At 50.1% G+C, this 25518-nt stretch carries 23 protein-coding genes; 22 read left to right on the forward strand and 1 reads right to left on the reverse strand.

All coding sequences use genetic code 11. The annotated features are described in order from the left end of the window. Window positions 1-47: 47 nt before the first annotated feature. The 21 genes from mdh (at window position 48) to ACZ5ZZ_RS17190 (ending at window position 24502) form a co-directional block, all read left to right on the forward strand. The gene (gene mdh / locus ACZ5ZZ_RS17090; RefSeq protein WP_464118989.1) at window positions 48-992 is read left to right on the forward strand and encodes a malate dehydrogenase; all 945 of its coding nucleotides are present in this window, start codon (window positions 48-50) and stop codon (window positions 990-992) included. Window positions 993-1074: 82 nt separating this feature from the next. Beyond that, entirely contained in the window at window positions 1075-2238 is a 1164-nt protein-coding gene (sucC, locus tag ACZ5ZZ_RS17095) for an ADP-forming succinate--CoA ligase subunit beta (RefSeq protein ID WP_464118991.1), read from the forward strand. 6 nt (window positions 2239-2244) lie between these two features. Next, the gene (gene sucD / locus ACZ5ZZ_RS17100) at window positions 2245-3117 is read left to right on the forward strand and encodes a succinate--CoA ligase subunit alpha (RefSeq protein ID WP_464118993.1); all 873 of its coding nucleotides are present in this window, start codon (window positions 2245-2247) and stop codon (window positions 3115-3117) included. 236 nt (window positions 3118-3353) lie between these two features. After that, on the forward strand, window positions 3354-4307 hold the full coding sequence (locus ACZ5ZZ_RS17105; RefSeq protein ID WP_464140600.1) for a universal stress protein: 954 nt from the start codon (window positions 3354-3356) through the stop codon (window positions 4305-4307). Further along, window positions 4304-5056, forward strand: coding sequence for an SDR family oxidoreductase (locus tag ACZ5ZZ_RS17110; protein ID WP_464132507.1), 753 nt, complete (start codon window positions 4304-4306; stop codon window positions 5054-5056). The genes ACZ5ZZ_RS17105 and ACZ5ZZ_RS17110 overlap by 4 nt, the downstream gene beginning before the upstream one ends. Before the next feature lie 37 nt (window positions 5057-5093). Further along, complete coding sequence (locus ACZ5ZZ_RS17115) at window positions 5094-7673, forward strand: alpha/beta family hydrolase (RefSeq protein WP_464140603.1); 2580 nt, start codon at window positions 5094-5096, stop codon at window positions 7671-7673. Next, window positions 7670-8383 (forward strand): ABC transporter ATP-binding protein, encoded by a 714-nt coding sequence (locus ACZ5ZZ_RS17120; protein WP_464132511.1) that lies wholly within the window; start codon window positions 7670-7672, stop codon window positions 8381-8383. Before ACZ5ZZ_RS17115 ends, ACZ5ZZ_RS17120 begins: the two co-directional genes overlap by 4 nt. 59 nt (window positions 8384-8442) lie before the next feature. After that, complete coding sequence (locus tag ACZ5ZZ_RS17125) at window positions 8443-10737, forward strand: ABC transporter permease (protein WP_464140605.1); 2295 nt, start codon at window positions 8443-8445, stop codon at window positions 10735-10737. Between the two features lie 3 nt (window positions 10738-10740). Further along, window positions 10741-11628 carry an efflux RND transporter periplasmic adaptor subunit gene (locus ACZ5ZZ_RS17130; protein WP_464132514.1) on the forward strand — a complete coding sequence of 296 codons (888 nt, stop codon included), beginning with the start codon at window positions 10741-10743 and terminating at the stop codon, window positions 11626-11628. A gap of 81 nt (window positions 11629-11709) precedes the next feature. Beyond that, complete coding sequence (locus ACZ5ZZ_RS17135) at window positions 11710-12633, forward strand: universal stress protein (protein ID WP_464140606.1); 924 nt, start codon at window positions 11710-11712, stop codon at window positions 12631-12633. Window positions 12634-12743: 110 nt separating this feature from the next. Next, window positions 12744-14420 (forward strand): c-type cytochrome, encoded by a 1677-nt coding sequence (locus ACZ5ZZ_RS17140; protein ID WP_464140608.1) that lies wholly within the window; start codon window positions 12744-12746, stop codon window positions 14418-14420. A 175-nt stretch (window positions 14421-14595) separates the two neighbouring features. After that, window positions 14596-14934 (forward strand): DUF2388 domain-containing protein, encoded by a 339-nt coding sequence (locus tag ACZ5ZZ_RS17145; protein ID WP_464118999.1) that lies wholly within the window; start codon window positions 14596-14598, stop codon window positions 14932-14934. Between the two features lie 255 nt (window positions 14935-15189). Then, entirely contained in the window at window positions 15190-17124 is a 1935-nt protein-coding gene (locus ACZ5ZZ_RS17150; protein ID WP_464140611.1) for a DUF7844 domain-containing protein, read from the forward strand. A gap of 87 nt (window positions 17125-17211) precedes the next feature. Further along, window positions 17212-18024 carry a hypothetical protein gene (locus ACZ5ZZ_RS17155; RefSeq protein ID WP_464132521.1) on the forward strand — a complete coding sequence of 271 codons (813 nt, stop codon included), beginning with the start codon at window positions 17212-17214 and terminating at the stop codon, window positions 18022-18024. 128 nt (window positions 18025-18152) lie between these two features. Beyond that, on the forward strand, window positions 18153-18455 hold the full coding sequence (locus tag ACZ5ZZ_RS17160; protein WP_464119005.1) for a hypothetical protein: 303 nt from the start codon (window positions 18153-18155) through the stop codon (window positions 18453-18455). A 14-nt stretch (window positions 18456-18469) separates the two neighbouring features. Then, window positions 18470-18895, forward strand: a complete 426-nt coding sequence (gene ndk, locus ACZ5ZZ_RS17165) for a nucleoside-diphosphate kinase (protein ID WP_464119007.1) — start codon at window positions 18470-18472, stop codon at window positions 18893-18895. Window positions 18896-18934: 39 nt separating this feature from the next. Next, complete coding sequence (locus ACZ5ZZ_RS17170) at window positions 18935-20116, forward strand: class I SAM-dependent RNA methyltransferase (RefSeq protein WP_464119009.1); 1182 nt, start codon at window positions 18935-18937, stop codon at window positions 20114-20116. Window positions 20117-20139: 23 nt separating this feature from the next. After that, window positions 20140-20895: a tetratricopeptide repeat protein gene (locus ACZ5ZZ_RS17175; RefSeq protein WP_464140613.1), complete on the forward strand. Its 756-nt coding sequence runs from the start codon at window positions 20140-20142 to the stop codon at window positions 20893-20895. After that, complete coding sequence (locus ACZ5ZZ_RS17180; protein ID WP_464119013.1) at window positions 20895-21977, forward strand: helix-turn-helix domain-containing protein; 1083 nt, start codon at window positions 20895-20897, stop codon at window positions 21975-21977. Before ACZ5ZZ_RS17175 ends, ACZ5ZZ_RS17180 begins: the two co-directional genes overlap by 1 nt. A gap of 3 nt (window positions 21978-21980) precedes the next feature. Then, complete coding sequence (locus ACZ5ZZ_RS17185; protein ID WP_464119014.1) at window positions 21981-23297, forward strand: ArnT family glycosyltransferase; 1317 nt, start codon at window positions 21981-21983, stop codon at window positions 23295-23297. Then, entirely contained in the window at window positions 23294-24502 is a 1209-nt protein-coding gene (locus ACZ5ZZ_RS17190; RefSeq protein WP_464132529.1) for a hypothetical protein, read from the forward strand. The genes ACZ5ZZ_RS17185 and ACZ5ZZ_RS17190 overlap by 4 nt, the downstream gene beginning before the upstream one ends. Here the strand turns inward: ACZ5ZZ_RS17190 and ACZ5ZZ_RS17195 are convergent. Beyond that, window positions 24499-24753, reverse strand: coding sequence for a 2Fe-2S iron-sulfur cluster-binding protein (locus ACZ5ZZ_RS17195; protein ID WP_464119018.1), 255 nt, complete (start codon window positions 24751-24753; stop codon window positions 24499-24501). The genes ACZ5ZZ_RS17190 and ACZ5ZZ_RS17195 overlap by 4 nt on opposite strands. A gap of 126 nt (window positions 24754-24879) precedes the next feature. Here ACZ5ZZ_RS17195 and ACZ5ZZ_RS17200 point away from each other — a divergent pair, with 126 nt between their 5' ends. Next, window positions 24880-25497: a 3'-5' exonuclease gene (locus tag ACZ5ZZ_RS17200; protein WP_464119020.1), complete on the forward strand. Its 618-nt coding sequence runs from the start codon at window positions 24880-24882 to the stop codon at window positions 25495-25497. The last annotated feature ends 21 nt before the right edge of the window (window positions 25498-25518 follow it).

Genomic DNA, 25518 nt, shown 5'->3' on the forward strand with positions numbered 1-25518 from the left:
CGTCGGGGTCCTTGTCCTGCAAGCTCTGATGCCTGAAGGAGATTACAATGGCACACAAAAGAAATAAGATCGCCGTCATTGGTGCGGGATTCGTTGGTTCAACTACTGCTCACTGGGCAGCTCAAAAAGAACTTGGAGATGTTGTAGTTCTTGATGTGAATGAAGGCGCGGCTATCGGGAAGTCTTTGGACTTGGCTCAAGCATCCGCTATCGAGATGTTCGACACCAACATCAAAGGTACAAACAAATACGAAGATATCGCTGACTCTGATGTTGTGATCATCACTGCAGGTATGCCACGCAAGCCGGGCATGAGCCGTGACGAGCTTGTTGGTATCAACGCGAAAATCGTTAAAGATGTCTGCGAAGGCGTTAAAAAGTTCGCTCCGAACTCTTTCGTTATCGTTGTTTGTAACCCAATGGACGTAATGGCTGTTTACGCAAAACAAATCCTGGGCTTCCCTCGTGAGCGTGTTATCGGCATGGGTGGCTGCTTGGATTCGGCTCGTTTCCGCACCTTCATCGCTGAAGAGCTGGGTGTATCCGTTAAAGACGTTACTGGTATCGTGATCGGTAACCACGGTGATGCGATGATGCCACTTGTTCGTCATGCATCCGTATCCGGCATTCCTCTGACAGAGCTATTGCCTGCTGACAAAATCGCGGCGATCGTCCAAAGAACAAAACAAGCGGGTGCTGAAATCGGCGGCCACTTGAAAACAGGTTCTGCTTACTATGCTCCTTCCCGCGGTGCGGTTGAAATGGCTGAAGCTATCCTGAAAGACCAAAAACGTGTTCTTCCAGTTGCAGTAGAGCTGACTGGTGAATTCGGTGTGAACGAAGGCCTGATGGTGGGCGTTCTGGCAACTGTGGGTGGCAAAGGTATCGAAAAAGTTCACAAGTTTGAAATGACTCCTGCAGAACAGGAAGAGTTCAAAAAGTCTGTGGATGCAGTTCGCACTTTGGTGTCCGCTCTTAAAACGGTTCAGTAATCGCGCTCCGGCGCAGGATGTGCTGTCACCACAGGTGGCAGCACTGGACTTCTTTTTAAAACTATAAAAAGGGAAAATCTAAATGAATATTCATGAGTATCAGGCGAAGGAAGTCTTGAGAAAATACGGAGTAGCCACCCTGAAAGGGAAACTGGCGCATTCTCCGGAAGAAGCTGTGGCTGCAGCAAAAGAAATCGGCGGAAGCGTTTGGGTTGTAAAAGCTCAGATCCACGCTGGTGGTCGCGGTAAAGGCGGCGGTGTTAAAGTTGCTAAGTCTTTGGACGAAGTGGCTGAATTCACCAAAAAAATGATCGGCATGACTTTGGTGACTCACCAAACAGGTCCTGAAGGTAAAGTTGTTCAAAAAGTCTTTATCGAACAAGGTTGCAACATCGCCAAAGAATACTATGTGGCGTGTCTGATTGACCGTGCCACTGGCAGAGCCGCAATGATGGCTTCTTCCGAAGGTGGTATGGACATCGAAGAAGTGGCTGAACACAATCCAAACGCGATCAAAAAAGTCGACATCAACCCGACAGTAGGTTTGATGCCATTCCAGGCTCGCGAATTGGCATTCCAAATCGGCATGGATCCTTCCCTTGTTAACAAGGCTGTGAAGTTCTTCCAGGGTCTTTACAACGCATTTATCGCAACTGACTGCTCTATCGCAGAGATCAACCCTCTTGTGGTAACAAAAGAAGGTGACGTATTTGCTTTGGATGCGAAGATGAACTTCGACTCCAACTCTTTGTTCCGTCATCCAGATATCGTTGAAATGCGTGACCTGAACGAAGAAGAGCCTTCTGAAATCGAAGCTTCCAAGTTCGATCTGGCGTTCATCAAGCTTGATGGTAACATCGGCTGCCTTGTGAACGGTGCAGGTCTTGCGATGGCGACTTTGGACATCATCAAATTGCACGGTGCGGAACCAGCAAACTTCCTGGATGTTGGCGGTGGCGCTAACAAAGAGAAAGTGACTGAGGCGTTCAAAATCATCCTGAAAGATCCAAACGTAAAAGGAATCCTGGTGAACATCTTCGGTGGTATCATGAAATGTGACATCATCGCTGAAGGTGTGATCGCAGCTTCCAAAGAGTTGGGCCTGAAAGTTCCATTGGTTGTACGTCTTGAAGGTACAAACGTTGAACTTGGTAAGAAAATGTTGAAAGAGTCTGGCTTGAACATCACTCCAGCCGACAACTTGACTGATGCAGCTCAAAAGATCGTTGCTGCGATTAAAGGATAAGCAAACATGGCAATTCTTATTAATAAAAACACGAAAGTAATCTGCCAGGGTTTCACTGGTGCTCAAGGGACTTTCCACTCTGAGCAGGCATTGGCTTACGGAACTAAAATGGTGGGCGGCGTGACTCCAGGTAAAGGTGGCACAACTCACATCGGGCTTCCAGTGTTCAACACTGTGAAAGAAGCCAAAGCAGCCACGGGTTGCAACGCTTCTGTGGTTTTCGTTCCACCTCCATTTGCGGCTGATTCCATTATGGAAGCCGTTGATGCTGATTTGGATCTTGTAATCTGTATCACTGAAGGCATCCCTGTTTTGGATATGGTGAAGGTAAAAGAATACATGAAAGGCAAGCGCACACGCTTGATCGGTCCAAACTGCCCTGGCGTTATCACTCCGGGCGAGTGCAAGATCGGTATCATGCCTGGTCACATCCACAAACCAGGTCGCATCGGCGTTCTTTCCCGCTCTGGAACTTTGACTTACGAAGCTGTTGGTCAGTTGACCGCACTTGGTATCGGCCAGTCCACTTGCGTGGGCATCGGTGGTGACCCAGTAAACGGCACAAACTTCATCGACGTTCTAAAAATGTTCAATGAAGATCCAGACACTGACGGCGTTATCATGATCGGCGAAATCGGTGGTACGGCAGAAGAAGAAGCTGCTGAATACATCAAAGCTCACTTCAAAAAGCCTGTCACGGCGTTCATCGCGGGTGCTGCGGCTCCAGCGGGTAAGCGTATGGGTCACGCCGGCGCGATCATCAGCGGTGGTAAAGGTACAGCTGAAGCGAAGTTCAAGGCTCTTGAGGCGGCTGGCTGCAAAATCTCCCGCTCTCCAGCGGACATGGGAACCACAATGGCTTCCATGCTGAAAAAGTAGTTCTAAATTCAATAGATCTTACTTCCAAACCCACGGCAGAAATGTCGTGGGTTTTTTTATTGTCATTCCACTTGAAGATCCCAAGCCTAGGACCTGTGCCAGCCATCAACCGTGCCTGGCAACAGTTCCCTATTTGAAAGACTACAAACTTACCTGATTCATTTTGCCGCAGTCTTTCTGCAGGGCCAGAATACCTGAGGACGATAACAGTTATTCACGCTGCTCAGGAGGAGCTTGTGGCTGGTCCCAATCTTATATTAGCTGACGATCTTGCCGCACAGACCTCCACTGGAAGAAAACGCTCCCGTCTTCTTCAGGATAATGCCATCCAACTTGCGCAAAAACTTAAGCTCAACCTAGAGATCGTTTTTGTCGCCGATCTGAAACCTTCCTGGTTCAAAAATGCGAATCTAAATTTCATCATGAGCGAGTTTGACGGCATTCGCTCTCAAGTCCTGAAGCGAATGAAAAAGAGCCAGGTCACTGCCAAGCTCGATCTGAAATACGGCATTCCCGCTGAGGAAATTCTGGCCGCCACCAAGAGTGCGGCCGACTGTCGAATGCTGATTATGGGGACACAGGGGAAAAAGGGACTTAAAAAGCTTCTACTGGGCAGTGTTGCCGAAGAGGTGATTCGCAACGCCTCGCTGCCGGTTTTCGTCCTGGGTCCTGTGGCCCAGGAAAAAAATCGTATCATCAACTTTAAGAAGGAACTGAATGTCCTGTTTCTGACAGACTTCGGCTCTTCTAGCATTAGCGCCGAAAAATTTCTGATGAATTTTTCCAAGGAAGTTCCGACCTCGGTGCAAATGGTGCACAGTATTGGCGAACAGGTCCTGAAGATAAAAGAAAGTTTCTACCAAACCGGCGCCATCCCCTTTGATCTGGAAAAGATGTTCAGCCAGATGAGTGATGATGCCTATCGTGATCTCCAACGAACAGTGCAGCGCTGGGAAAAAAACGGACTGAAGATCAACTTCAAACTGCTGACTCGTGAAGCGCATCTGGAGGACTCCTTGCGGGGTCTGCTGGATGAGGCCGATCTGGTCGTCATGGGAACTCACGGCCGCAACATGGTGCTTAGGGCTTTTTTAGGGAGCATCGCTCGCAGAATCATCCTAAAGTCTCCGGCCCCCGTGATTGTCATCAGGGCCAACAACACCACCCCTCGATCAGGAGCAAAAAAATGAAAAACGGAGCCGCCTTTATCACCGGTGCTGGGTCTGGAATCGGTCGCGCCACAGCTATCGCCTATGCTCAAGCCGGCATTCCGGTGGCAGTCGTGGACTACAATGAAGAGCACGCCGCTGAAACCGTGGACATTATCAAACGAACGCTGGATGTTCCTGCGGCTCACTTCACCTGTGACGTCAGTATTGATTTGGAAGTGAATACCGCCTTCTTCGCGGCCGTAGAAAGATTTGGATCAATTCAGTACGCCTTTAATAACGCCGGAGTCGAAGGCGAAGAAAGCGCCTTTGAAGACATCACCGACGAAAACTGGGAAGGCGTTTTAAACACCAACTTGCGTGGAGTATGGCTATGTATGAAGTATCAGCTTTTTCATATGGCCAAGGCCGGAGGTGGCAGCATCGTGAACTGTGCCTCTATTGCCGGTCTGGTCGGATTTGAAAAGATGGCCCCTTATGTTGCCAGCAAACATGCCGTTCTGGGTCTTACCAAAGTGGCAGCTCTTGAATATGCGAAAAAGAATATTCGGGTCAATGCGATCTGCCCTGGTGCCATCGCAACACCGATGTTGGATCGGGTCTTTAAACACAACCCTGAACAGGCCGAACAACTTACCTCATCTACTCCGCTGGGTCGCATTGGACGACCCGAGGAAATCGCACAGGCCGTATTGTGGTTGAGTTCAGAAAAAGCGTCTTTCGTCACAGGCCACGCCATGGTTGCTGACGGCGGTTGGACTATTCAATAACCGATACTTTTTACGCCCAAATGACTCGGAGGGTGCGATGGAAAGATTTAAGGACCGAGAGAACGCAGCCCAGGTACTTGGCAGACTGTTATTGCCTTATCAGGATGAAGACCCCCTGATTCTGGCCATTCCCCGCGGAGGCGTTCCGATTGCGGCGGGAATTTCAAAAATTCTACACTGCCCGTTTGATCTTCTGATGGTTAAAAAGATCGGTGCTCCCCGACAACCTGAACTGGCGGTCGGGGCTGTTAGCGAAGATGGAAAACCCATCTATAACGATGGACTGGTGAAGACACTGGGTCTTAGCTCCACCTATCTGCGCCAGACGGCCCAGCAGAAGACCAAAGAAATTCAAGAACAGCTGCAAAAGTTCAAAGTCCATCGTCGCACACTGGATGTCAAAGATCGCACCGTCATTCTGGTTGATGATGGCATAGCCACGGGATCCACTCTGTTTGCGGCTATTGAATTTCTCAAAGGAAGAAGGCCGCGAAAACTGATCGTCGCGGCTCCTGTGGGGGCTGCCGATTCCATTGAGAAACTTCGTCGTGTGACGGATGTTGTCGTTTGCCCTCTTGTGCCGGATGACTTCAGAGCAGTGGGCCTTTGGTACGACAGATTCGATCAGGTTCCCGACGAAGAGGTCGTCCGACTGCTCGGAGAGGCCCGCCTGGAAAGCAAAAACTATGAAGAAGCCCTGACCATCACCGATGGCCCTGTCGAACTTCAAGGGGACTTGCAAAGAATTGCGCATGGCCAAGGTCTAATCATATTCGCCCATGGAAGTGGAAGCAGTCGCAAAAGCCCACGTAACCGCAAAGTGGCTGCAGAACTGAACAAGCTCGGGTTCAGCACTCTTCTTTTTGACCTCTTAACCCCTGAAGAAGCCGAAGATCGCAGCAATGTATTTAACATTCCCTTGCTGTCCCGGCGTTTGCTTCGCGCCACAGAGGCCGCAGTTCAGGCCTTCGCAGGAGAAATGATGCCTATTGGATACTTTGGCGCCAGCACCGGCGCTGCCGCCGCTTTGGCAGCCGCAGCTCAGTCAGCACATTCTATCACTGCCGTTGTCAGCAGAGGTGGACGCCCTGATCTGGCCGACGAATATCTTTCACGTGTGCCTTGCCCCACCCTTCTGATCGTCGGTGGAAAAGACACCAAGGTGCTCGAATACAACGGGCTGGCGGAAAGAAAGATTAAAAATGCCCGAATGGCCATCATCCCCCGCGCAACCCACCTGTTTGAAGAGCCCGGTGCCATGGAAGAAGTTGTGGAACTGGCTGCAAACTGGTTTAGCAAACATCTCTCCAGTCCCATGGAAGAACACCCGATGGAGCAGATTGTGCATGACCTTAAAGACAAAGGACATGCCATCACAACCTATGAAAGCCTGGATGACCTTATTAAAATCATGTCCACACGACGGGTGGTGATGCTGGGAGAAGCCACTCACGGCACGCATGAATTTTACAATATTCGACGGCAGATTTCAGAGCGTTTGATTCAAAATCACGGCTTCAAATTTATCGCTGTTGAAGGCGACTGGCCGGATTGCCAGAAACTCAATGATTATATCCAAACCGGTGCCGGAGGTTCTGCTCGTGAAGTCATGAAGCAGTTCCATCGCTGGCCTACCTGGCTTTGGGCCAATGACGAAACGGCCTCATTGATCGAATGGATGAGAAACTATAAGGCCGGCTTCTATGGCCTGGACGTCTATTCCCTGTTTGAATCCATCGAACATGTTATTAAATTTGCCTCCGAGCAGGATCCCAAACTTGCGCAAGAAATCCGCAAGCAGTATTCCTGCTTTGAGCCCTTCGAAAGAAACGAAAAATCCTATGCAAGCTTTCTGGTCAAATTTCCCGAGGGCTGTCGTCATGAGGTCCTGGCCGGATTACGCAATCTTCTGCGAATCCATTTAAGCGATCTTCCGGCGGATGGGAAATCCCTGTTCAATGCCCAACAAAACGCCCGCATCGTCGCTCACGCGGAAAACTATTATCGATCGATGTTATTCGGGGGACCGCAATCCTGGAATGTCCGGGATCACCACATGATGGACACCCTGGATCTTCTGCTTCAGCGTGAAGGGCCTGACAGCAAGTGCATTGTCTGGGCCCACAACAGCCATATTGGGGACTATCACGCCACCGATATGCTGCATGAGGGATATGTCAATCTGGGGGGCCTAGCTCGTGAAAAGTACGGCATGGAACAAGTATTCCTTCTGGGGTTTGGCACCTACGAAGGAAAAGTCCTGGCAAGTCCCGCGTGGGAAGGACAGGAATCGTCGATCGCTCTTCCCGCCGCTCAAGAGGCCTCCTTTGAAGACTTCTGCCATAAGGCAGCCAAAGAGATTCACGCCGGGCGTTTCTATGTTGTTTTTGATGATGAGGCCCGCAAGGGAACACTGGGAACCCGGTCTTACGGCCACAGAGCAGTGGGGGTTGTCTATCAAGCCCAGTTCGAAAAAAGGGGCACCAACTATGTAAAAACAATTCCGGCACAAAGATATGACGGTTTCTATTTTGTAGATCAAACCACGGCGCTTCAGCCTATTCCCACAACCAAAAGCAAGCTGGACCTTCCTGAGACTTGGCCGGGAGGTGTATGAGTTCTGCGCAAGCTTTACTTCGCTGCACAGATCTCAAAAAAGAATATCAAATGGGTGAAGTCACCATTCAAGCCTTGCGCGGGGTCAACCTTGAACTCTCCGCAGGGCAGTTTGTTGTTCTTTTGGGTCCTTCAGGCAGCGGCAAGTCCACTCTGCTCAACATCCTGGGAGGCCTGGACACGGCCTCCTCCGGGGACATCTATTATCAGGACACATCCTTCAGGGGACTGAGCCCGGAGCAACTGACACTCTATCGCAGAAATCATGTCGGTTTTGTTTTCCAGTTTTACAATCTGATTCCCAATCTATCCGCAATAGAAAATGTCGATCTCGTCACTGACATCTCGGAAGATCCGATGCCCGCTGCGGAGGCTTTAGGGCTGGTGGGTCTCAGCGAACGCAAAGACTTTTTCCCCTCGCAGATGTCAGGCGGCGAACAACAGCGTGTCGCCATCGCCCGGGCTATTGCCAAACGTCCTTCCATACTTTTTTGTGATGAGCCCACCGGGGCTTTGGATCTGCAAACAGGAAAACTCGTGTTAAAAGCTATCGATCAGGTTCACAAAGAACTGAATACCCTGATTGTCATTATCACCCACAACTCCTCGATTGCCGGAATCGCTGACAGAGTCCTGCACTTCTCAGATGGAAGAATCTCCAAGGAAGACTGGAATTCGCAAAAGATCTCCATCGACGAGGTGAGCTGGTGAAGGCCTTGAGCAAAAAACTTTTACGGGATATTCAGACCCTGCGATTGCAAATTATCGCGATGTCTCTTCTGATCTCTTGCGGAGTCGGTGTTCTTCTGGCCTCGTGGAGTTCATATGATTCTTTACGAAAGGCCCAGCAGAGCTACTATCAGAAATACAATTTTGCAGATATCTTCGTAGAACTTTCCCGTGCTCCACAGCACCTTGTGGCACGGGCTCAGCAAATACCCGGTGTACGCATCGCCGAAGGGCGTATCGCTGAAGATGCACTGATCGACCTTCCCAATCAGGATGAACCCGCTTTGGGACGGGTTCTGTCGTACTCAGGCACTTCGCGACTGAATAAGATTTATCTGCGCCAGGGCCGCTTCCCTGAAAAAGCAGCCTCGCTGGAAGTCCTGGTGCACGAAAGCTTGGCCAAGGCGCATGACCTTCTTCCTGGAGACTCCTTTGACATCGTCGTAAAAGGACAGAAAAGAAAGGTCCACGTGTCAGGCATAGGAATTTCTCCAGACTATGTTTATGCTTTGAGTCCCATTGCCATGTTTCCTGATGATCAGCACTACGGAATATTTTGGATGGCAGAAGATGACCTGGCCCAAATCAGTAACATGCAGGGTTCTTTTAACAGCTTGACCCTGCAACTGGCCAATTCCTACTCCGCTCAAAGCGTCAAGTCACAGCTGGATACGCTGCTGGAACAATTTGGCAGTCTGGGAGCCTATGATCGCAGTCAGCAGATCAGTCATCTTTTCGTGGAGGACGAAATACGACAGCAACGCTCCATGTCCTTTACAATACCCACAATTTTCATCGCGGTGGCCATCTTTATTCTTCACACCGTCATAAACAGACTGATTGATCTGCAACGAAGTCAGATTGCCGCACTGAAGTCTTTGGGATATTCATCAAAAGAGCTGGCCTTCTATTACTGGAAGCTGATTTCGCTTATTCTGCTCTTTGGTCTTGGACCGGGCGTGATCTTCGCCATCGGGATCGGCCGCTGGTATGCCGTTCTTTATGAACAGTACTTTCGCTTTCCTCAGATCAGTTTTGCTATTTCTGCTCAGGCTTTCGGTATCGGGGTGGTCGCTATATTTTTGCCAGGGTGGCTGGCCACCCTGCAAGTGCTCTATCGCATTTTTCATCTTCAACCAGCAGAGGCCATGCGCCCTCCGGCACCCGCAAACTACAAAAAGAAAGCCTTTGAAAGCTGGGGCTTCTTCAGACAATCAGGCTTTATCGCCAAGATCATCATCCGCAACATTGTCTCCCGCCCCTGGCGATCCGTCTTGTCGGTTCTGGGATTGGCGGCTGCGACTTCGATCGTCGTCAATGGCGGATTCTGGACGGACATCATCGACTTTGTTATCCAGCGACAGTTTTTTGAAAGCAGCCGCGAAGATCTTGAGGTTCGCTTTGTACACCCACGGCGCATCGACGTTCTTTCAGAAATATCACGTATTGAGGGGGTGTATCTGATCGAGGGGGCCCGTACGGTTCCGGTTCGCTTGCGCTTTCGTCAGATAGAAAGAAATACCGCTATCACAGCTTCGGAAGGTATTTCGACACTGCGAAGAGTTCTGGATAAGAATGGCAGAACCCTTATACCCAGAGAAGGCCAAGTGCTGCTAAGTCAGTACTATAGCAAAAAATACGATCTCAAGGTGGGGGACGAGCTGATCTTTGAAGTTTCAGACAAAACCCGGCCGCCCTTTACCGCGCCGATCGGAGGCTTCGTCGAAGACGTGGTCGGCTCTGGCATCTACGCCACAAAAGAGGATCTGACTCGCTGGCTTCAAGAAGTACCCAGCATCAATACCGTCTACCTAAAAACGGACCCCAGTCAAAACAGCCGAATTTACATCCGTCTCAAGCAGTTTCCCGAAGTGCTCTCTGTCGGGATCAAGAACAGTATTCTAAAAAGCTTTTCAGCCACCCTTTCTGGCATGATCTTTACCTTCACTTTAATTCTGATCGCTTTTGCCACTTTGATTTCCGCATCGGTCCTGTTCAATATGATGCGCATCAATCTGTCGGAAAGATCGTGGGAACTTGCCAGTCTGCGAATCATCGGCTTTTCGGTGTCGCCGGTTTTCCAGATCCTTTTTCTGGAGATCGGGCTGCAGGTCATCACGGCCTTGGCCCCAGGATTGGTGTTTGGCTATGGCCTGTCGTATCTCAGCACAAAATGGATTCATACTGATGCCTTTGTTTTTCCACTGGTAGTTAACAATAAGACATATGCTCTGGCTACGGTGGTCATCATTTCGTGTTATCTTGTTGCAGGTATCTTTTTATACACCAAGATTCGAGCGTTGAATCTTACAGCGGCGCTAAAGGCCAGGGAGTAATCCATGACGTCGCCGAAAGTTTCCTTGTCGAAGGTCGTTTACTCCATCATCGCATTGGTGGCGCTGATTGCAGTATGGCTGCTGGTCAGAACTCCACGGGCCGAGGTGGATATAATCACCGTTACCAAAGGGCCCTTTATCGAAAGCCTACGCATTGACGGCACCGTCCGGTCCAAAACGAACATGACCGTGTCTGCCTTTGCGACCGGAGATCTAGAGCAAGTCCCCTGGAAGGTCGGTGAAGCTCTTAAGAAGGGTCAAATCATCACCCACCTGAATTGGGACTATCGCAAGCCCGTAACATCACCACTGACAGGGGTTATCAGCAAAATCTATCGCGAATCCGCTGGTCCCATAGCACGTGGTGAGCCGATTCTGGACGTCATAGATCCTCAAAATCTTGAAATCTTTGCCGAAGCTTTAACGACCGATGCCACCAAAGTTCCTCTGGGGGCAAAAGTGCAAGTGTCAGGACTGGGCACCGGCGAAACACTTCAGGCCACTGTCGTGCGCATCAGTCAGGCCGGTTTTGTGAAAATGTCCGCTTTAGGCATCGAGGAAGAGCGCACTGAAATTGTCATGGCTTTTCAAAAAAATCCTCCCCCCAAAATCGGCAACAACTTTCACGTCGAACTTGAGATTGAGATTTCAAATAACGAAGAGGCCCTGCAGATCCCGCTGGGAGCTCTGTTCAAGGACGGCCAGCGCTGGGCTGTCTATCTAGTCCAAGACGGCCGAGCAAGACTTCGTCACGTGACGGTTTTGAAACGAAGTGCCACTTCTGCCTTGCTTTCTTCAGGCCTTGAGCCCGGCGAACAGGTTGTGCTCTTTCCCAGCGACAAAGTTGCCGACGGAGTCAAAGTTCGAACGCGCAAAGGGACTGCGCCCTGACAGGGCTGATTTTGCGCAACTTCTGTCACGAGTCGTTGAGAATGTCCAGGACGCTCTGGAGAATTTAAATAAGGAGCTCCCATGCCCTCTTCCATTCTGGCCACCGATAACATCCTAGCCCAAACCAAAGCGGGACAACAGCGCTCTCAGGAGATCCGGCTGCTCACTTCTCAGCTTGCCAAGGTTTTTAAAATGACACCTCAGTTGTTATTCGTGGAGGACCTGCCGGCAAATCTGCGGAAAAGAAGTTCGCTGCTTCGCCTTGATCTTCGCAATCCCGCCCTGATCGAAGATCTTAAGAACTCACTCAAGGCGCTTCATCCTTCGTGGCAGCTGCATTTGGAATCCGGTGATTCCATTGGACAAATTCTCAAGGGAATCAAGGAACTTGATCCTCTGTTCACCGTCATTGCCACCCGTGGAAAAACAGGTATCGCCAAATTCTTCCTGGGCAGCGTGACTGAAGAAGTTGTCCGAAACTCCCCTTCACCAGTCCTGGTTTTGGGACCCAAATTCAAAAGGGCTCCCATCCCCGCGGACCCCAAAAAGGGCTTAAAAATTCTGGTGCTTTCAGATCTGACTCAGGCCAGTGCCCGAGCGGAAAACTTTGCAATCACCCTTGCTAAAAAAACTGGTGGCCAGGTGACCCTCATGAGCTCGGTGGGGGACACCATCTTGCACCTAAAACGTGTCTATTACCAAAGCCGAATTCCCCTGCGCTCGATGAATTCACAGATTCGGGAAATTAAGAAGTTTGCCCAGCTTTCGATGCAAAAGCGAGCCAATGCCTTCTTCAAACAGGGAATTCCAGTAAGGACCAAGCTTAGAACCCGCGAGGTGGAAATCGAAAAAGACATGCTGGAGGAAATCAGCTACGGCTATGATCTTCTGCTGATGGGCACACACAGTCGCAACCGTTTGCTCGCCACTTTTCTGGGAAGCACGGCAAGAAAGGCCTGCTTGCTTTCCCCTATCCCGGTCCTGATTCTTCGCTCCGGCGGCTGACACGGGAAATATTTTCAGACCCACGATTGGGGTCGGGACCTATGCGCGCTGACCGTTCATTGCAGAGATAATTATTGTCAGTGACCTGCCCGGCACGATAAGTCCTTTGCATGCTTAAATTCTTCCTCTTTATCACATCCGTTGTATTTGGCTTTTCTGCACTGGCTCTGGAACCGGACTGGTCCGCGGGAGCTCCCGTTCCCTCCACCGGACGCACAAATATTTATGCTTGGTCAGCCGAAGAATTTGCCCACTATCAAACACAAGGAAAGATTCACGCACAAGTGTATCCTGTCACAGTGACCGGTCTGCTGCCACCCTACGCACCGGTCCGCCGATTGCTTGAAGAAGACTCTCGCAACCCGTTCAGAAATTGGATTCAGAGTCTGATGAAAGGTCTCAGCGGCTTTAGAACTTTCAACGATGTATTGAAAGATCTGGGCCTGCATGAATACCCAAAAGAATCCGAGCGTGGCGTTTACGCCGTACCTTATCCCAACGGCGTTCGTCCCCAAGAGTTAATGGGTTTTGGGTTGATTGAAAGAAACGGAGCCCGGGGATTCACCTTCAGCTGCGCTGCCTGCCATTCATCCAATCTATTCGGCAAAACCGTCCTGGGAATGACAAACCGATTCCCGAAGGCCAATGAGTTCTTCATCAAAGCCAAGAAAGTCGTGCCCTTGATGGACCCGCATCTATTCCAGGCCTACTCTGGGGCCACCACCGCGGAACGACAGCTTTTAGAGCAAGCAAAAGACCGCCTCAAAGCCGTGGCCCTGAAGCAACCTATTGCCCTGGGTCTGGACACATCATTGGCTCAAGTCAGCCTGTCCCTGAACCGTCGCGCTAAAGACCCCTATGCCAGCTTTAGCGGATGGCATGAACGCTTCCCGCGCGAAGACGCTTTTCTTGACGATAAACCAGCGGACTCCAAGCCCGCTGTATGGTGGAATCTGAAATATAAAAACCGCTGGCTGTCAGACGGAAGTGTCCTGAGTGGAAATCCCATTTTTACGAATTTGATCTGGAACGAGATCGGACGTGGTGCGGACTTGCACGAGTTGGAGCAGTGGCTGACTGAAAACGAAGAAGTCATCAAAGAGCTGACGACCGCCGTGTTTTCCTCGGAAGCCCCGCATATCACAGATTTCTACCCGGCAGAGAAAATTGATCTGGGCCGCGCCAAAGCCGGCGAGCAGATCTTCAATAACAACTGCGCCAAGTGCCACGGCCGTTACGAAAAAGCCTGGAACCTTCCTTATGCTCTGGTCCTTTCCTCGGCAGAACATCTGAAAACAGTGGCTGTTCACTACAAGGAAAAAACACCTGTGGTGAATGTCGGGACCGATCCACATCGTCGCCTGGGCATGAAATCGCTGGAGCAGCTCAACGATCTGGCAATATCCAAAAAGAACGGCATCGTGATCAAGGCGCAAGACGGTTATGTGCCTCCTCCTCTTGTGGGTATCTGGGCCCGTTGGCCTTATATGCACAACAACTCGATCCCGAATCTTTGTGTCCTCTTAACACCGGCCACGCAAAGACCGGTGACTTACTATTCCGGTGAAGCACTGAACACAGAAACAGATTATGACTTTGACTGCGCAGGTTATCCGGTCGGAGCAAAAACTCCGAAGTCCTGGAAGACCCGCGAGCATCTCTATGACACCCGCCGTGTCGGCATGAGCAACGCCGGTCACGACATCAATATCTTTATCAAAGACGGAAAAGAAATCCTGACGGCCGAGGATAAACGCAATTTAATCCAGTTCCTGCAGACTCTGTAATTTTCGATCCGGGGCCGCTTCTGGGCGGTCCCTGAATACTGTCTTAACACCTTTTTCTTTGCTTTCTTGGTCCTCTCTGACTTAACCCCCTGAAATCTCATGTCGAAACACCTTGGCACCTTTGCTGCATTAGGGGTCCTCAGCAAATAAAGCCTAATACCTAAAAGGAGTTTCCATGAAAAAGTCCCTGATTATCGCGTTGTTGTTGTCTGCCACAGTTGCTCAGGCCACAGAGATCTCTCAAGTTTATTCTGCTTCAGTCACTTCCACTGTCGACTCCATCCTTGCAATCCCGTTGATGACAACAGGTGGTGTGGTGGCGACGTCCGCTTCGATCTCTGGTGAGACCTTGAAGCTTGTCCTGGAAGCAAAAGAAGATGCAGCAACAATGATCGCCTCTGACGGTGCTATCCGCGGTGTGTCTTTGCAAAAAGCTCTTGAAGCCATTCGCGCTGAAAATCCAAAGCTACAGGCTTCTGATCTTGAGATCGCTGAAGGCATCTTGAAAATGTAATTTCTAATTTTGATTTGTTACCTCCTCTCTTCTCAAGAAAGGGCTGCCCGTCTGGGGTGGCCCTTTTTTTCACTTTGCAGTGTCTCAGAATGAGCCAGTTTTGCTGATGACAACCAAGGCCCTATGTTACGAGATTTAGACACTTTTATGCCATCAACACGAAATTAGGGGGCCTAGAACCTGGTCTGATTGTCGCAATGAAAAGCTCTGTTGAATCTTTAGAAAAACCAGAGTCATTTTGCCAACGAGAGGCTTATGAAGAAAACAGGTTTTATAATCGCCGCCTTACTGACCATGTCTTGTCACGCTCAAGCATTTCAGTACGTGCTGAGCAAAGGTCCCTCGGACAAAGCGTTCCGCAAGAACGCCCAGATTCTTCTGCAACAGGCAGAAGCCCTGCTGCCTGCTTCAATCAAGCAAGCCTTCAAAAAGCCCGTCGAAGTCCGCTTTGAGAGTCTTAAGGAACACGGCGATCATGCCTTGGGTAAATTAGCCTGGGGATCGATCCGGATTGATCTGAAGGCCGTGCCCGAAATCCTGCGCGGGGAAAAGAATGCCACCCCGACGAATCGCACCCACCAGACTTTCTATCGAGAGATTCTTGCCACCGTTATTCACGAAACCATTCACGCCTATGACCGCCTGAATGTCCACGACGCCCAAGAAGCCCGCATGATCGAGCAGTGCAAAGAGGAAAAGGAGCGTGATCACGCTCAGCGCACCAGTCCGGAATGTCGTGCTTACGAAAACATGTACCGCAGCTATTCGCAAAACCCCTACTTCACCATGATCGCAGGATTCGTCGACAGCGATGAGTCCTGGATGAAACATCGCAGTCCGGATATCTATGAGCTGACCAGTGCCTATGAATCTTTTCCCGTGAATATGGAATACTTCCTGATGGACCCCGACTATGCCTGTCGTCGCCCATCCCTGTATCATCTGTTCCGCACAAAGTTCAATCACACACCTTTCCCGAACAGCCGATGCCAGGTGCCCTTGAACTACGTCATCCCGGATTTCAAAGGGAAAAACAGTCCACTGCGCACCATTGATCCCAGCCGCATTTATCAAATTCACTATCTGCTGGCCGGAGAGGGCGAAGCCATGATGAGTGGTTGGGGTCACTCCATGTTCCGCATCGTCATGTGCTCCCCGGAAAGAAAAGTCGTAGGCCCGGAGTGCCTGAAAGATCTCAACGATCATATCGTTCTTTCTTATCGCGCGTTCGTAAACAGCATCCAGATTAACACGCTCAAAGGACTGACGGGCGACTATCCATCCCGGTTATTCCTGGTGCCCATGAATCAGGTGATCGAGGAATACACAAAAACAGAGTTGCGGGATCTTAACAGCGTTCCGCTCAATCTGACTCGTGATGAAATTCGTCAGTTTATTATTCGCACGATTGAAACCCACTGGTCGTATGACGGAAAGTACTACTTCACGTCGAATAACTGCGCTGTGGAATCCTTGAACCTGATGAAAGGTTCCATCTTCCGTCCTGGTCTGATGGAGGTCAGCATCAAGACCCCGATGGGTCTGCAAAAAGAATTGCTGAGACTGAAAATCGCCGACAACCGCATGCTCTCCAACCGCGTTCAGGCCATCAACAATGGCTATCTGTTTGATTCCTACAAGGATCGCTATGAAATGAGCTTTAATGTTCTACGTCAGTCTTTGAGGCTGGGGCACAAGGACTTCCAGGAGTTCCTGAAGCTACCTGCGGCTCAGCGCGCACAGATTTATGCTCGCATCAGCTCATTGGAAGGCAAGACCCGCACAAAATCCGCTGCCGCGATCGTTCTGCTTGAAAACGGTGCTCATCGCTTCTTAAAGGCGGATATCAAGGCGCAACTGACTGCACAGGTGATGGCGGAAGAAAAGAAGGCCGCCAAAAAAGGGATTACCACAAGACAGAAAGAAATCGTGACCGCGCTGACTGAAATCAGTGACATGTTCTCGCAACCAGCGGCCTTTCTGAAAGGGGCCTCTGGATATGGACTTCCCACCGAGCAGGACTGGGAGCAGATCCAGAGCGTTTCCTCCAGCAAGCAGTCTCAGGGTTCAGATATCTACAGTGAAGTGGAAAAGAATGTGGAAAGCCTGATCAACTCGGTTCAAATGAAAGAGATCGAAGCCATCAATGCCAACGTGCAGTTTGCACTGAAGTTCATGCGCTCTCTTTAAGATGTTCACGGATTGAACACCCTGGAAAATTTTATTTTGAATTCAATGAGAACCCATTTAGCCAACGAGATGTGATAAAACCTCCAAATGGAATACGCCAAAACGCTTCTGAAATTATGTGTTCTTTTCTCGGCCCTGACTGCAAGAGCCGAGACACACTCGTTCAGCAACCCTTCAGAAGGTTATGCCCGCGGTGTAATGGTGGCGGTGGACACCCGTGACCACAAAGCCTGCCAAACCACCAAAGAATACGTCAGTCTGCTGGTGCCGTTTCTAAAAGAAGATATTTGCGCGCCCGATGGTGAGAATCACCTCAGCGTTGTCGTCATGACTTTCGACACGACGGAGTGGGACTTCCAGGCCGAGGTTGACCTTTCCCGCAAAGCACCCCGCTCCGTCCGTGACACCAATGTCGGCTTCGTCCGCGGTGGACGGGCCGGTCTTTTGTTCCTTCTTCCGGCAGCAAGGGAAAGTGATCATTACACTCGTGTGGCTCTGAAGCGCGGACAATTGAGTGTTGCGCATGTTCGTTTGGCCGATTTGTCCATGCTCAGAGATATGGGCTTTTCAAACATGTCTGTTCCCTTCCTGCTGATGCGCAGAGATGCCAGCATTGATGAAAATGACCGTGAAGCGACCGAACGTATGGTTCGCCGTGTTCGGATCTCGCGAGCCCATTCGGCTTCCGCTCAAAAGGACGAGTCCGATGCTTTGTCGTCCCTGAATATTCTGGATAACCTGAACATGGTGCCTTCTTCGGATAGTCAGAACCGCTTCGAAATGGACCTTTTCATTCCAAAGGATGAATGCACCGCCGGCAAGTCCACAGGGCGCTGTGAAAGAGACAGCGTCTGGTGGTTGCCTTCCGGAATCGGTTTTAGTTTTAAAATTATCTTCTAAAGAGCGTAATTTTCAGGCCATCGAATATCTCAGATCGAATATAGAGTAGAATGTGACCCCTGGCGGCAATTTCCCATTGACAGTGGCCGATCCGGGGCCGTATTTAAGGGCCTCCCAGGAGTGCTAACATGAAGAAATTATTGGTCTTTGCCTTACTGGCCAGCAGCACGGCTTTTGCCGGAAGAGTCGATGAGATCCAGATCATGACTACTGAAGATGTCGAGTTCACTTTGAGTCTTTGGAATACACCGGGCCGCACTTACGAGATCACCTATCAAAACTTCACAAAGCCCAGCGAAGGTCACGATCTGGCCGTGGAAACAAAATTGATTGTCAGTGATGCCGATCAAGGAAACCAAGAGTGGACATGTGTCACTCAATTCGCTAAAACTCCTAAGTTCTTCGAAATTACTAAAACAGTTTGTCATTAAAACAAGGAGACACCATGTCTATCGAACAAACATTCTCTATCATTAAACCAAATGCCATGAAGAAAAACGCTATCGGCGATATCGTGAGCATGTTTGAAGCGAACGGTTTGAAAATCGCTGCTGCGAAAATCACTGTTCTTTCTAAAGCTAAAGCAGAAGAGTTCTACGCTGAACACAGCGCACGTCCTTTCTTCGGCGAGCTTGTTTCTTTCATGACTTCCGGCCCGGTTATGTTGATGTGCCTTCAAGGTGAAAACGCAGTTTTGAAAAACCGCGAAATCATGGGTGCAACTGATCCTAAAAAAGCCAACCCAGGCACAGTTCGCGCTAAGTTCGGTGACAACGTTGGTGAAAACGCAGTTCACGGTTCTGACTCTGTTGAGTCCGCGGCTCGCGAATTGGCTTTGTTCTTCGAAAAACACGAAATCTGCAACGTTTAATCGTTCACAGATTCCATATTTGAAATTGCGGTTTATCTAATGTCTGCAAAATCAAACCAAAGGGGAGCGAAAGCTCCCCTTCTCGGTTCCAAGATCAAATTGAAAATTGAAAAGCTTGCCATGGGTGGTGCTGGAGTCGCTCGACACGAGGGCATGGTCGTCTTCGTTCCTCAAGCAGCGCCCAATGAAGAGGTTCTGGCTGAAGTCACTTTGGCCAAAAAGAACTTTATGGAAGCCCGTATTGTGGAAGTCCTGACCCCGGGCCCTTCCCGCCGCGAACCACCTTGTCCCGTGGCACACACCTGCGGCGGTTGCAACTGGCAGCATCTCCACGAGGATGAACAGCGCCGGCAGAAGGAAGCCATCGTTTTTGAGACTTTAAAAAAGTTCAACCGCGAACTGGAATTCAATTATCTGCCCCTTCAGCCAAGTCCGCGTGTTTTGCGCTATCGCAATCGCATTCAGCCCAAGTTCAAAAACAACCGCTTTGGTTTTTTTGCGCGCAACTCGCACCAGATCGTGGAAACCATGGATTGCCTGATCACCGAAGAGACCTTGACCAGTCGCTTTGCCGAGGTCAAGAACTGGGCCGCCGCCAAAAACGCGAAGGATCTTCTGCGTCTGGAGATGTACATTGCCGAAGATGGCGAGGTTCGCTATGGCCTGATCACGGACGAGGACGACGGCATTGGTTTTTCTCAGGTGAATCGTTTTCAGAACGAGGATCTGCTACGCACGGCTTTGGACTGGGCTGGGGATCATGCCTATAAAAAAGTGTTCGACCTCTATGCGGGTGCCGGGAACTTCACCTTCCCATTGGCACAAAAATACGCTGACGCCGAGATTATCGGTGTGGAGCTTAATCCCAAGCTGGTGGAAAGAGCCCGCTCCAGAATTCAAGACAAGCGCATGACCTATTTCATGTCCGACGTGGAAACCTACATGCGCCGGGCTGCCATCGGCAAAGAGGACCTGGTCCTGCTCGATCCTCCCCGGGCCGGAGCCAGTGAATATACGATGCAGACTCTTGCGGCAGCACAGCCCCGAAAAATTATCTACATCAGTTGTCATCCGGTGTCCCTGGCGCGTGATCTTAACTGGTTCTTTGCGCATGCGCAGAAGCTGGGGCTTTCCTATAAGCTTGACCGAGTGCAGGCCTTTGAGATGTTCCCGCAGACGGATCACGTCGAAACTATTGCGGAACTCAGGGTTGACTCTTAAGCCTTGAGTGATACCTTTTTAACATGCGTAAATGGATTCTCGCTCTATGTGCTCTTTCACTGCTCGGTTGCGCCAGCAGCAGATCACAGGATAAACAAAAGGCTGAACTTCATCTCCGTTTAGGGGCTGCCCACATCGAAAGTGGCAACTATCCTTTCGCCCTGCAGGAGCTTCTGAAGGCCGAAGAACTTGATCCCGAAAATCCGGCCATTCAGAACAACCTGGGACAGGTCTACTTCTATCGCGAACGCTATGATCTGGCAGAAAAGCATCTGCGCGAAGCCCTGAAAATGGAGCCGCGCTATTCCGATGCGCGAAACAATCTGGGGCGCGTTCTGATCGAAGCCGGAAAATATGCGGACGCGGAAAAAGAGATTCGTGCGGTTATCAACGATCTGACCTATGGAAGCCCCGAGAAGGCGTACATCAATCTGGGGTTGTTGAAGTTCAATCAAAAAGAGTTCAAAGCCTCCCGCGATGCGTTCTCCAAGGTCCTGCAAACACAGACCGATGATTGTGTTGCCAATACTTACTACGGGCGCACTTTGTTTGAAGAAAAGGACTATGGTCGTGCTGCTGAGGCGCTGGATCGCGCGATCGGCTTCTGTCAGAAAAGTTTGTATGACGAACCTCATTACTACAGCGCTCTGGCGTACTATCGCCTGGGGGACAAATCCAAGTCCATCGCGCGCTTTGAGGAATTGATAAAATATTATCCCACCGGTACATATCGCGATAAGGCCAAGGGAATGCTCAGCTTGATTCGAAAGGGACACTAATGAAAAAAACCGGCGAACTTCTAAAGAAAGCCCGCGAGGAAAAAGGCCTCTCTCTTCACGAAATCGGTCTTTCTTTGAAAATCAGCAGTAAAGTTTTAAAGGCCATCGAAGAGGGTGACGACCGCCAACTTCCAGCCAAGACCTTCCTGCGCGGCTTTGTTCAGAGTTATGCAAACTTCCTGCACCTGGATACTGATAAAGTGCTGGAGGTTTTCTACGAGGAAATGGGTTCCACCAAGCCGAAACCTTACATCCGACCGACCGAAGACGCCAAAGGAGCCCCAACAGCTGTTTCCGAAACTGCCACGGCTGAATCTGAAACGCGAGAATCCGCCCCTGCTGTCGAAGCCACGGTCACTCCTATTCGCAGAGCGACACCTCCCCCGGAAACCAGCTCTTCTCACGGCATGCAGTCTTTGCGTGAAAACAAAAACACCAAGACCTACATCATTATCGGTCTGGGCATTGTCCTGGTGGGTCTGATCATCTTTACCAAAAAGATGATCGACAAGTATTCCAAAGAAGCTGAAGTTCCAAGCTCTGAAGTTGCACAAACAATGGAAGGTGCCACTCCCGTGGTGGTCGAAAATCCCGTTGAAGGCACTTTGACTCAGGTCGAACCGACTGCCGCACCAAGTCCGCTGTCCAATCTGACGGCAGCACCGCAGGCGACTATTCCGGCGTCCGTACCAACCCCAACACCGTCGGCGACACCGGCTGTGACGACCCCAGCGAAACCAAGTCCCACTCCAACACCGACCCCGACGGTAACACCGTCTCCAACTCCGGTAGCGTCACCCACGCCCACACCGACACCAACTCCGACTCCGACTCCGAAACCGGAAGCTGGCAAACCTGTGGAGTTGATTGTGGAAGCTTTGGATTCAGTTGAAATTGAATACTCCGCACCCAACGGCAAACCTCAGAAGATCCGCCTATCCGCTGAACAGGTTCACACGTTCAAAAGCAAAAGCGGCCTGAAGATCAATTTCTCCAACGGTGGCGCCGTGAATCTGATCCTGAATGGAAAAGAAATCGGCATCCCCGGAGACCTGGGTAAACCCATTAAGTTGAGTTACTAAGCCTTGAAAGAACTTCTGCGCATCTGGTGGATCAGTCTTGCCGTGAAACTTGTTTTGTCAGCATTGATTCCACTCAGTGCTGACGAAGCTTATTACTGGGTCTGGTCTCAAAGACCACAACTCAGTTATTTCGATCATCCACCTCTGGTCTCGTGGCTTTTCTACCTGGGGCACTTTCTAGAGCCCTTCCTGCACGCTGTGCGCTGGCCGGCGGTCCTTTTTGGTCATCTTCTGATTGGCATTTGGATTGTGCTCTTAAAGGACAAGCTGCCTTGGGACAAGATCAAAATCTGGGTTTACCTGGTTTTATTCTCTCCTTTGTTGGGGTTTGGTTCTTTGATCGTGACTCCGGATCTGCCGGTGATGACCTTCTGGTCACTGGCTTTGCTTTTGACAGTTCACTCTCTTGAAAAGAAAAACCTGGGCAGTTATTTGGGACTGGGGATTGCGCTGGGACTGGGCTTTTGCGCGAAATACCATATTGTCCTTTTCGTTCCCTGCCTGCTTGCTTATCTGACCTTTGAAAAACGCTGGAAAGAGGTCCGCCCGTCCGGTGTCCTTCTGACCATTGTGACGGGCTTGCTGTTCTCGTCACCCGTCATTGTTTGGAATGCGCTCAACGGTTTTGCTTCGTTTGAATTTCAAATCAAACACGGTCTGGAGAAAACCTCTTACAACCCGGAGTGGACACTTTCTTATATTCTGGGGCAGATCTTAATCTTGTTCCCATTGGTGTTCTGGGCTGCTCTGCGTGCCAAAGTTCCCAAAGACTTGCGCTGGCTTCATTACTTCGGATGGGGGCCCTTGATCTTCTTTTTCCTGACCTCCTTCCGCGCGCTGGTTGAGGCCAACTGGCCGATCATCGCCTATCCTGCGGTTTTGGCGGCAGCCCTGTTTCATCCAAAAATTCAAAAATGGACTCGCGCCTATATGGTCTTCTGGGGACTTATTGTCGTCCTGGTGGTCTCAACGCTGTTCACACCCTCTTTAAGAAAGTTAAGTGACAAAGTTGAAGAACCTTACGTCTTTCAAGAGCTCAGCTCTCTGGCCCGGGATTACAGCCCCCTTTATGCCAGCAGTTATCAGATGGCGTCCTCTTTGTGGTACTTCAGCAAGATTCCTGTGTTCAAGCTCAAAGACATCAGCCGTTTTGACTTCTTTGACACACTTCCGGAAGCACAGCCACAAGGAAAGGTCTTTTATTTGGTGAAGCGCAAGACAAATGGTTTACCTGCGTGGATTTCCGAACAACAATGGCAGATGAAAGAGATCAAAACGATCTCTCCTGACTTTGTCGTGTTGGAATTCACAAGGCCATGAAAGTAATTGCGACCCTCTCTTTTCTGCTAGTGACCTTTTGCCTGTACGGATTTTATTTGAATCAGTACGAGTTTGCCGTTGTCCCTCAACAAATCAGCTCCGAGCATTCCCGCAACCTGTACGATTATAAGGGTGTGATGAATGCTCACACCGATTTGTCCAGTGGTTCCGCTCCGGCCAGTTTCGTGATCACTTCGGCCAAGCTGGCAAATCTGGATTTTCTTTTCTTCACTGACTACAACATTTTTAATGTGCCCACGACATTCGAATCCTATCACGGGAATCTGCTGGTGTTTAATGCCGGGAAGTACAGCTATCTGGATTCACGGTTGATTTACTATTCTTTGAATCAGGAAAGCATCGGAACCAATCTTGGCGATGCACAGGTCAAATTGTCGGATCTGCTGTCACAAAAGACAGGGGCCAGCAAAGACACCCTGACTATCCTTGCCCATCCTTACAAAGCCGGTTTTTCCTGGTCCGGTGAAATTCCCTCGGGCCTGGATGGATTCGAGCTGGTGAATCTGAAAAGTTTGATCAATCGTGCCTGGGAAGAATCCAAAATTTCCACGATCTGGAGTTTGATGATTTATCCCTTCAACCCTCGCCTGGCCTTTGTGCGCCTTTACACCGAGCCCACGGATGAAATTGCCTTGCTGGATAAGCTCAGTCAGCAGCGCAAGATTGTCGTATATGGCGGAACAGAAGCCTCGGCACGCGTGATTCCTTTGGCGAACTACTTCATTCGCTTCCCAAGCTACAAAAGATCTTTTGAATTTATGAGCAACCACGTGGTTCTGAAGTCAGAGCTGACGGGCAGCTTCAATAGTGACCGCTTGAAAATCTTCAACGCTTTAAAAAATGGAAACTTCTATATTGCACTGGACACGCTGGGGGATCCAAAGGGGTTTTCTGCCACCATCGAGGAAGAAAACAAGTCCCACATGATGGGTTCTGAAGTGACCCTTTCCAAAAACATGACTTTGAAGGTGTCCCTGCCGTCCAAACCCCAGGAATTTTTTGAGATCATGATTATCAAAGATGGCGAGGTTCAGGCGCGAGTGAATGAGCCTGAAACCGTTTACGAGATCAAATCCCCGGGTACTTATCGGGTTCAAGTGCGGGTCAGTCCGATGTTGCCTATCCCAGATGCTAAAAAATGGATCACTTGGATTTACACCAATCCGTTTTTCGTAAGACCTTAATCGTCTGCCAGAGGAACTTCCATCACCAGACCGTCCACAGGTTCGATCTGACAAGCCAGCCGCTCTGATGCCTGAAAGGCCCTGTCTTGGGCCATCTCCGCCTCGATATCGTTTCTGGGACCTAGTTTTTCCAGACCTTGAGTGACAAAAACACGACAGGTTCCGCAGGTTCCATAGCCGCCACAGGTGTGATTTAAGGCAACCTTCGCACGCAGGGCCACGTCCAAGACAGAATGATCTTTTTGACTCACTGGGACATCCCTGTGCCCAGGCAAAAAGCTTATAAATTTTCCAGACTTAGATGACACAGGTAGGAACTCCTTCATCGGGCCACTCTTTAGTTGAAACACCCCTCCCCATTTTGTATCAATGTTTTCATGAGATTCATAGCTTTTGACTTAGAGACCACAGGAACCGTTCCCGGTGTAGATCAAATCGTAGAAATTGGTGCCGTTCGCTTTATCGACGGTCAGCCTGAAGCGATCTTCGCCACACTTATCGATCCTCTTCGCCCGATCCCGCCGGGCGCCTCTGCAGTGAACGGTATTTCTGATGACATGGTTAAAGGCAAACCACTGATCGACACCATTTTGCCATCTTTCGCAGAGTTCTGCGGCGACGATATCTTGGTGGCTCACAATGCGCCGTTTGACTCTCAATTCCTGATTGCGGACATCAAAAAGCACGAAACTGCAGCTCCCAAAGGGGTCATCCTGGACAGCTTGCCAATCGCAAGAAAAGTCTTCCCAGGTCTTCCCAACTACAAACTGGGTACCTTGGTTCAACACTTGAAGATCCCAACTTCCAACTTCCACAGAGCGGAAGAGGATGCGACTTATCTGGGTCACATGTTTTCTCAGATGATGAAAAGAATTTCTATCGGTGGTCAGGCTCCGCAAATTGCAAACCTGATTGCGCTGACGGGAAAACCCGAACTGCGCTTCCCGCAGATCGTGCGCCAACCAAAACAAATGGACTTCTTCGGAGGTCTGTAAAAAGAAAAAAGCCCCTGCAAA

Source organism: Bdellovibrio sp. HM001 (assembly GCF_055397275.1).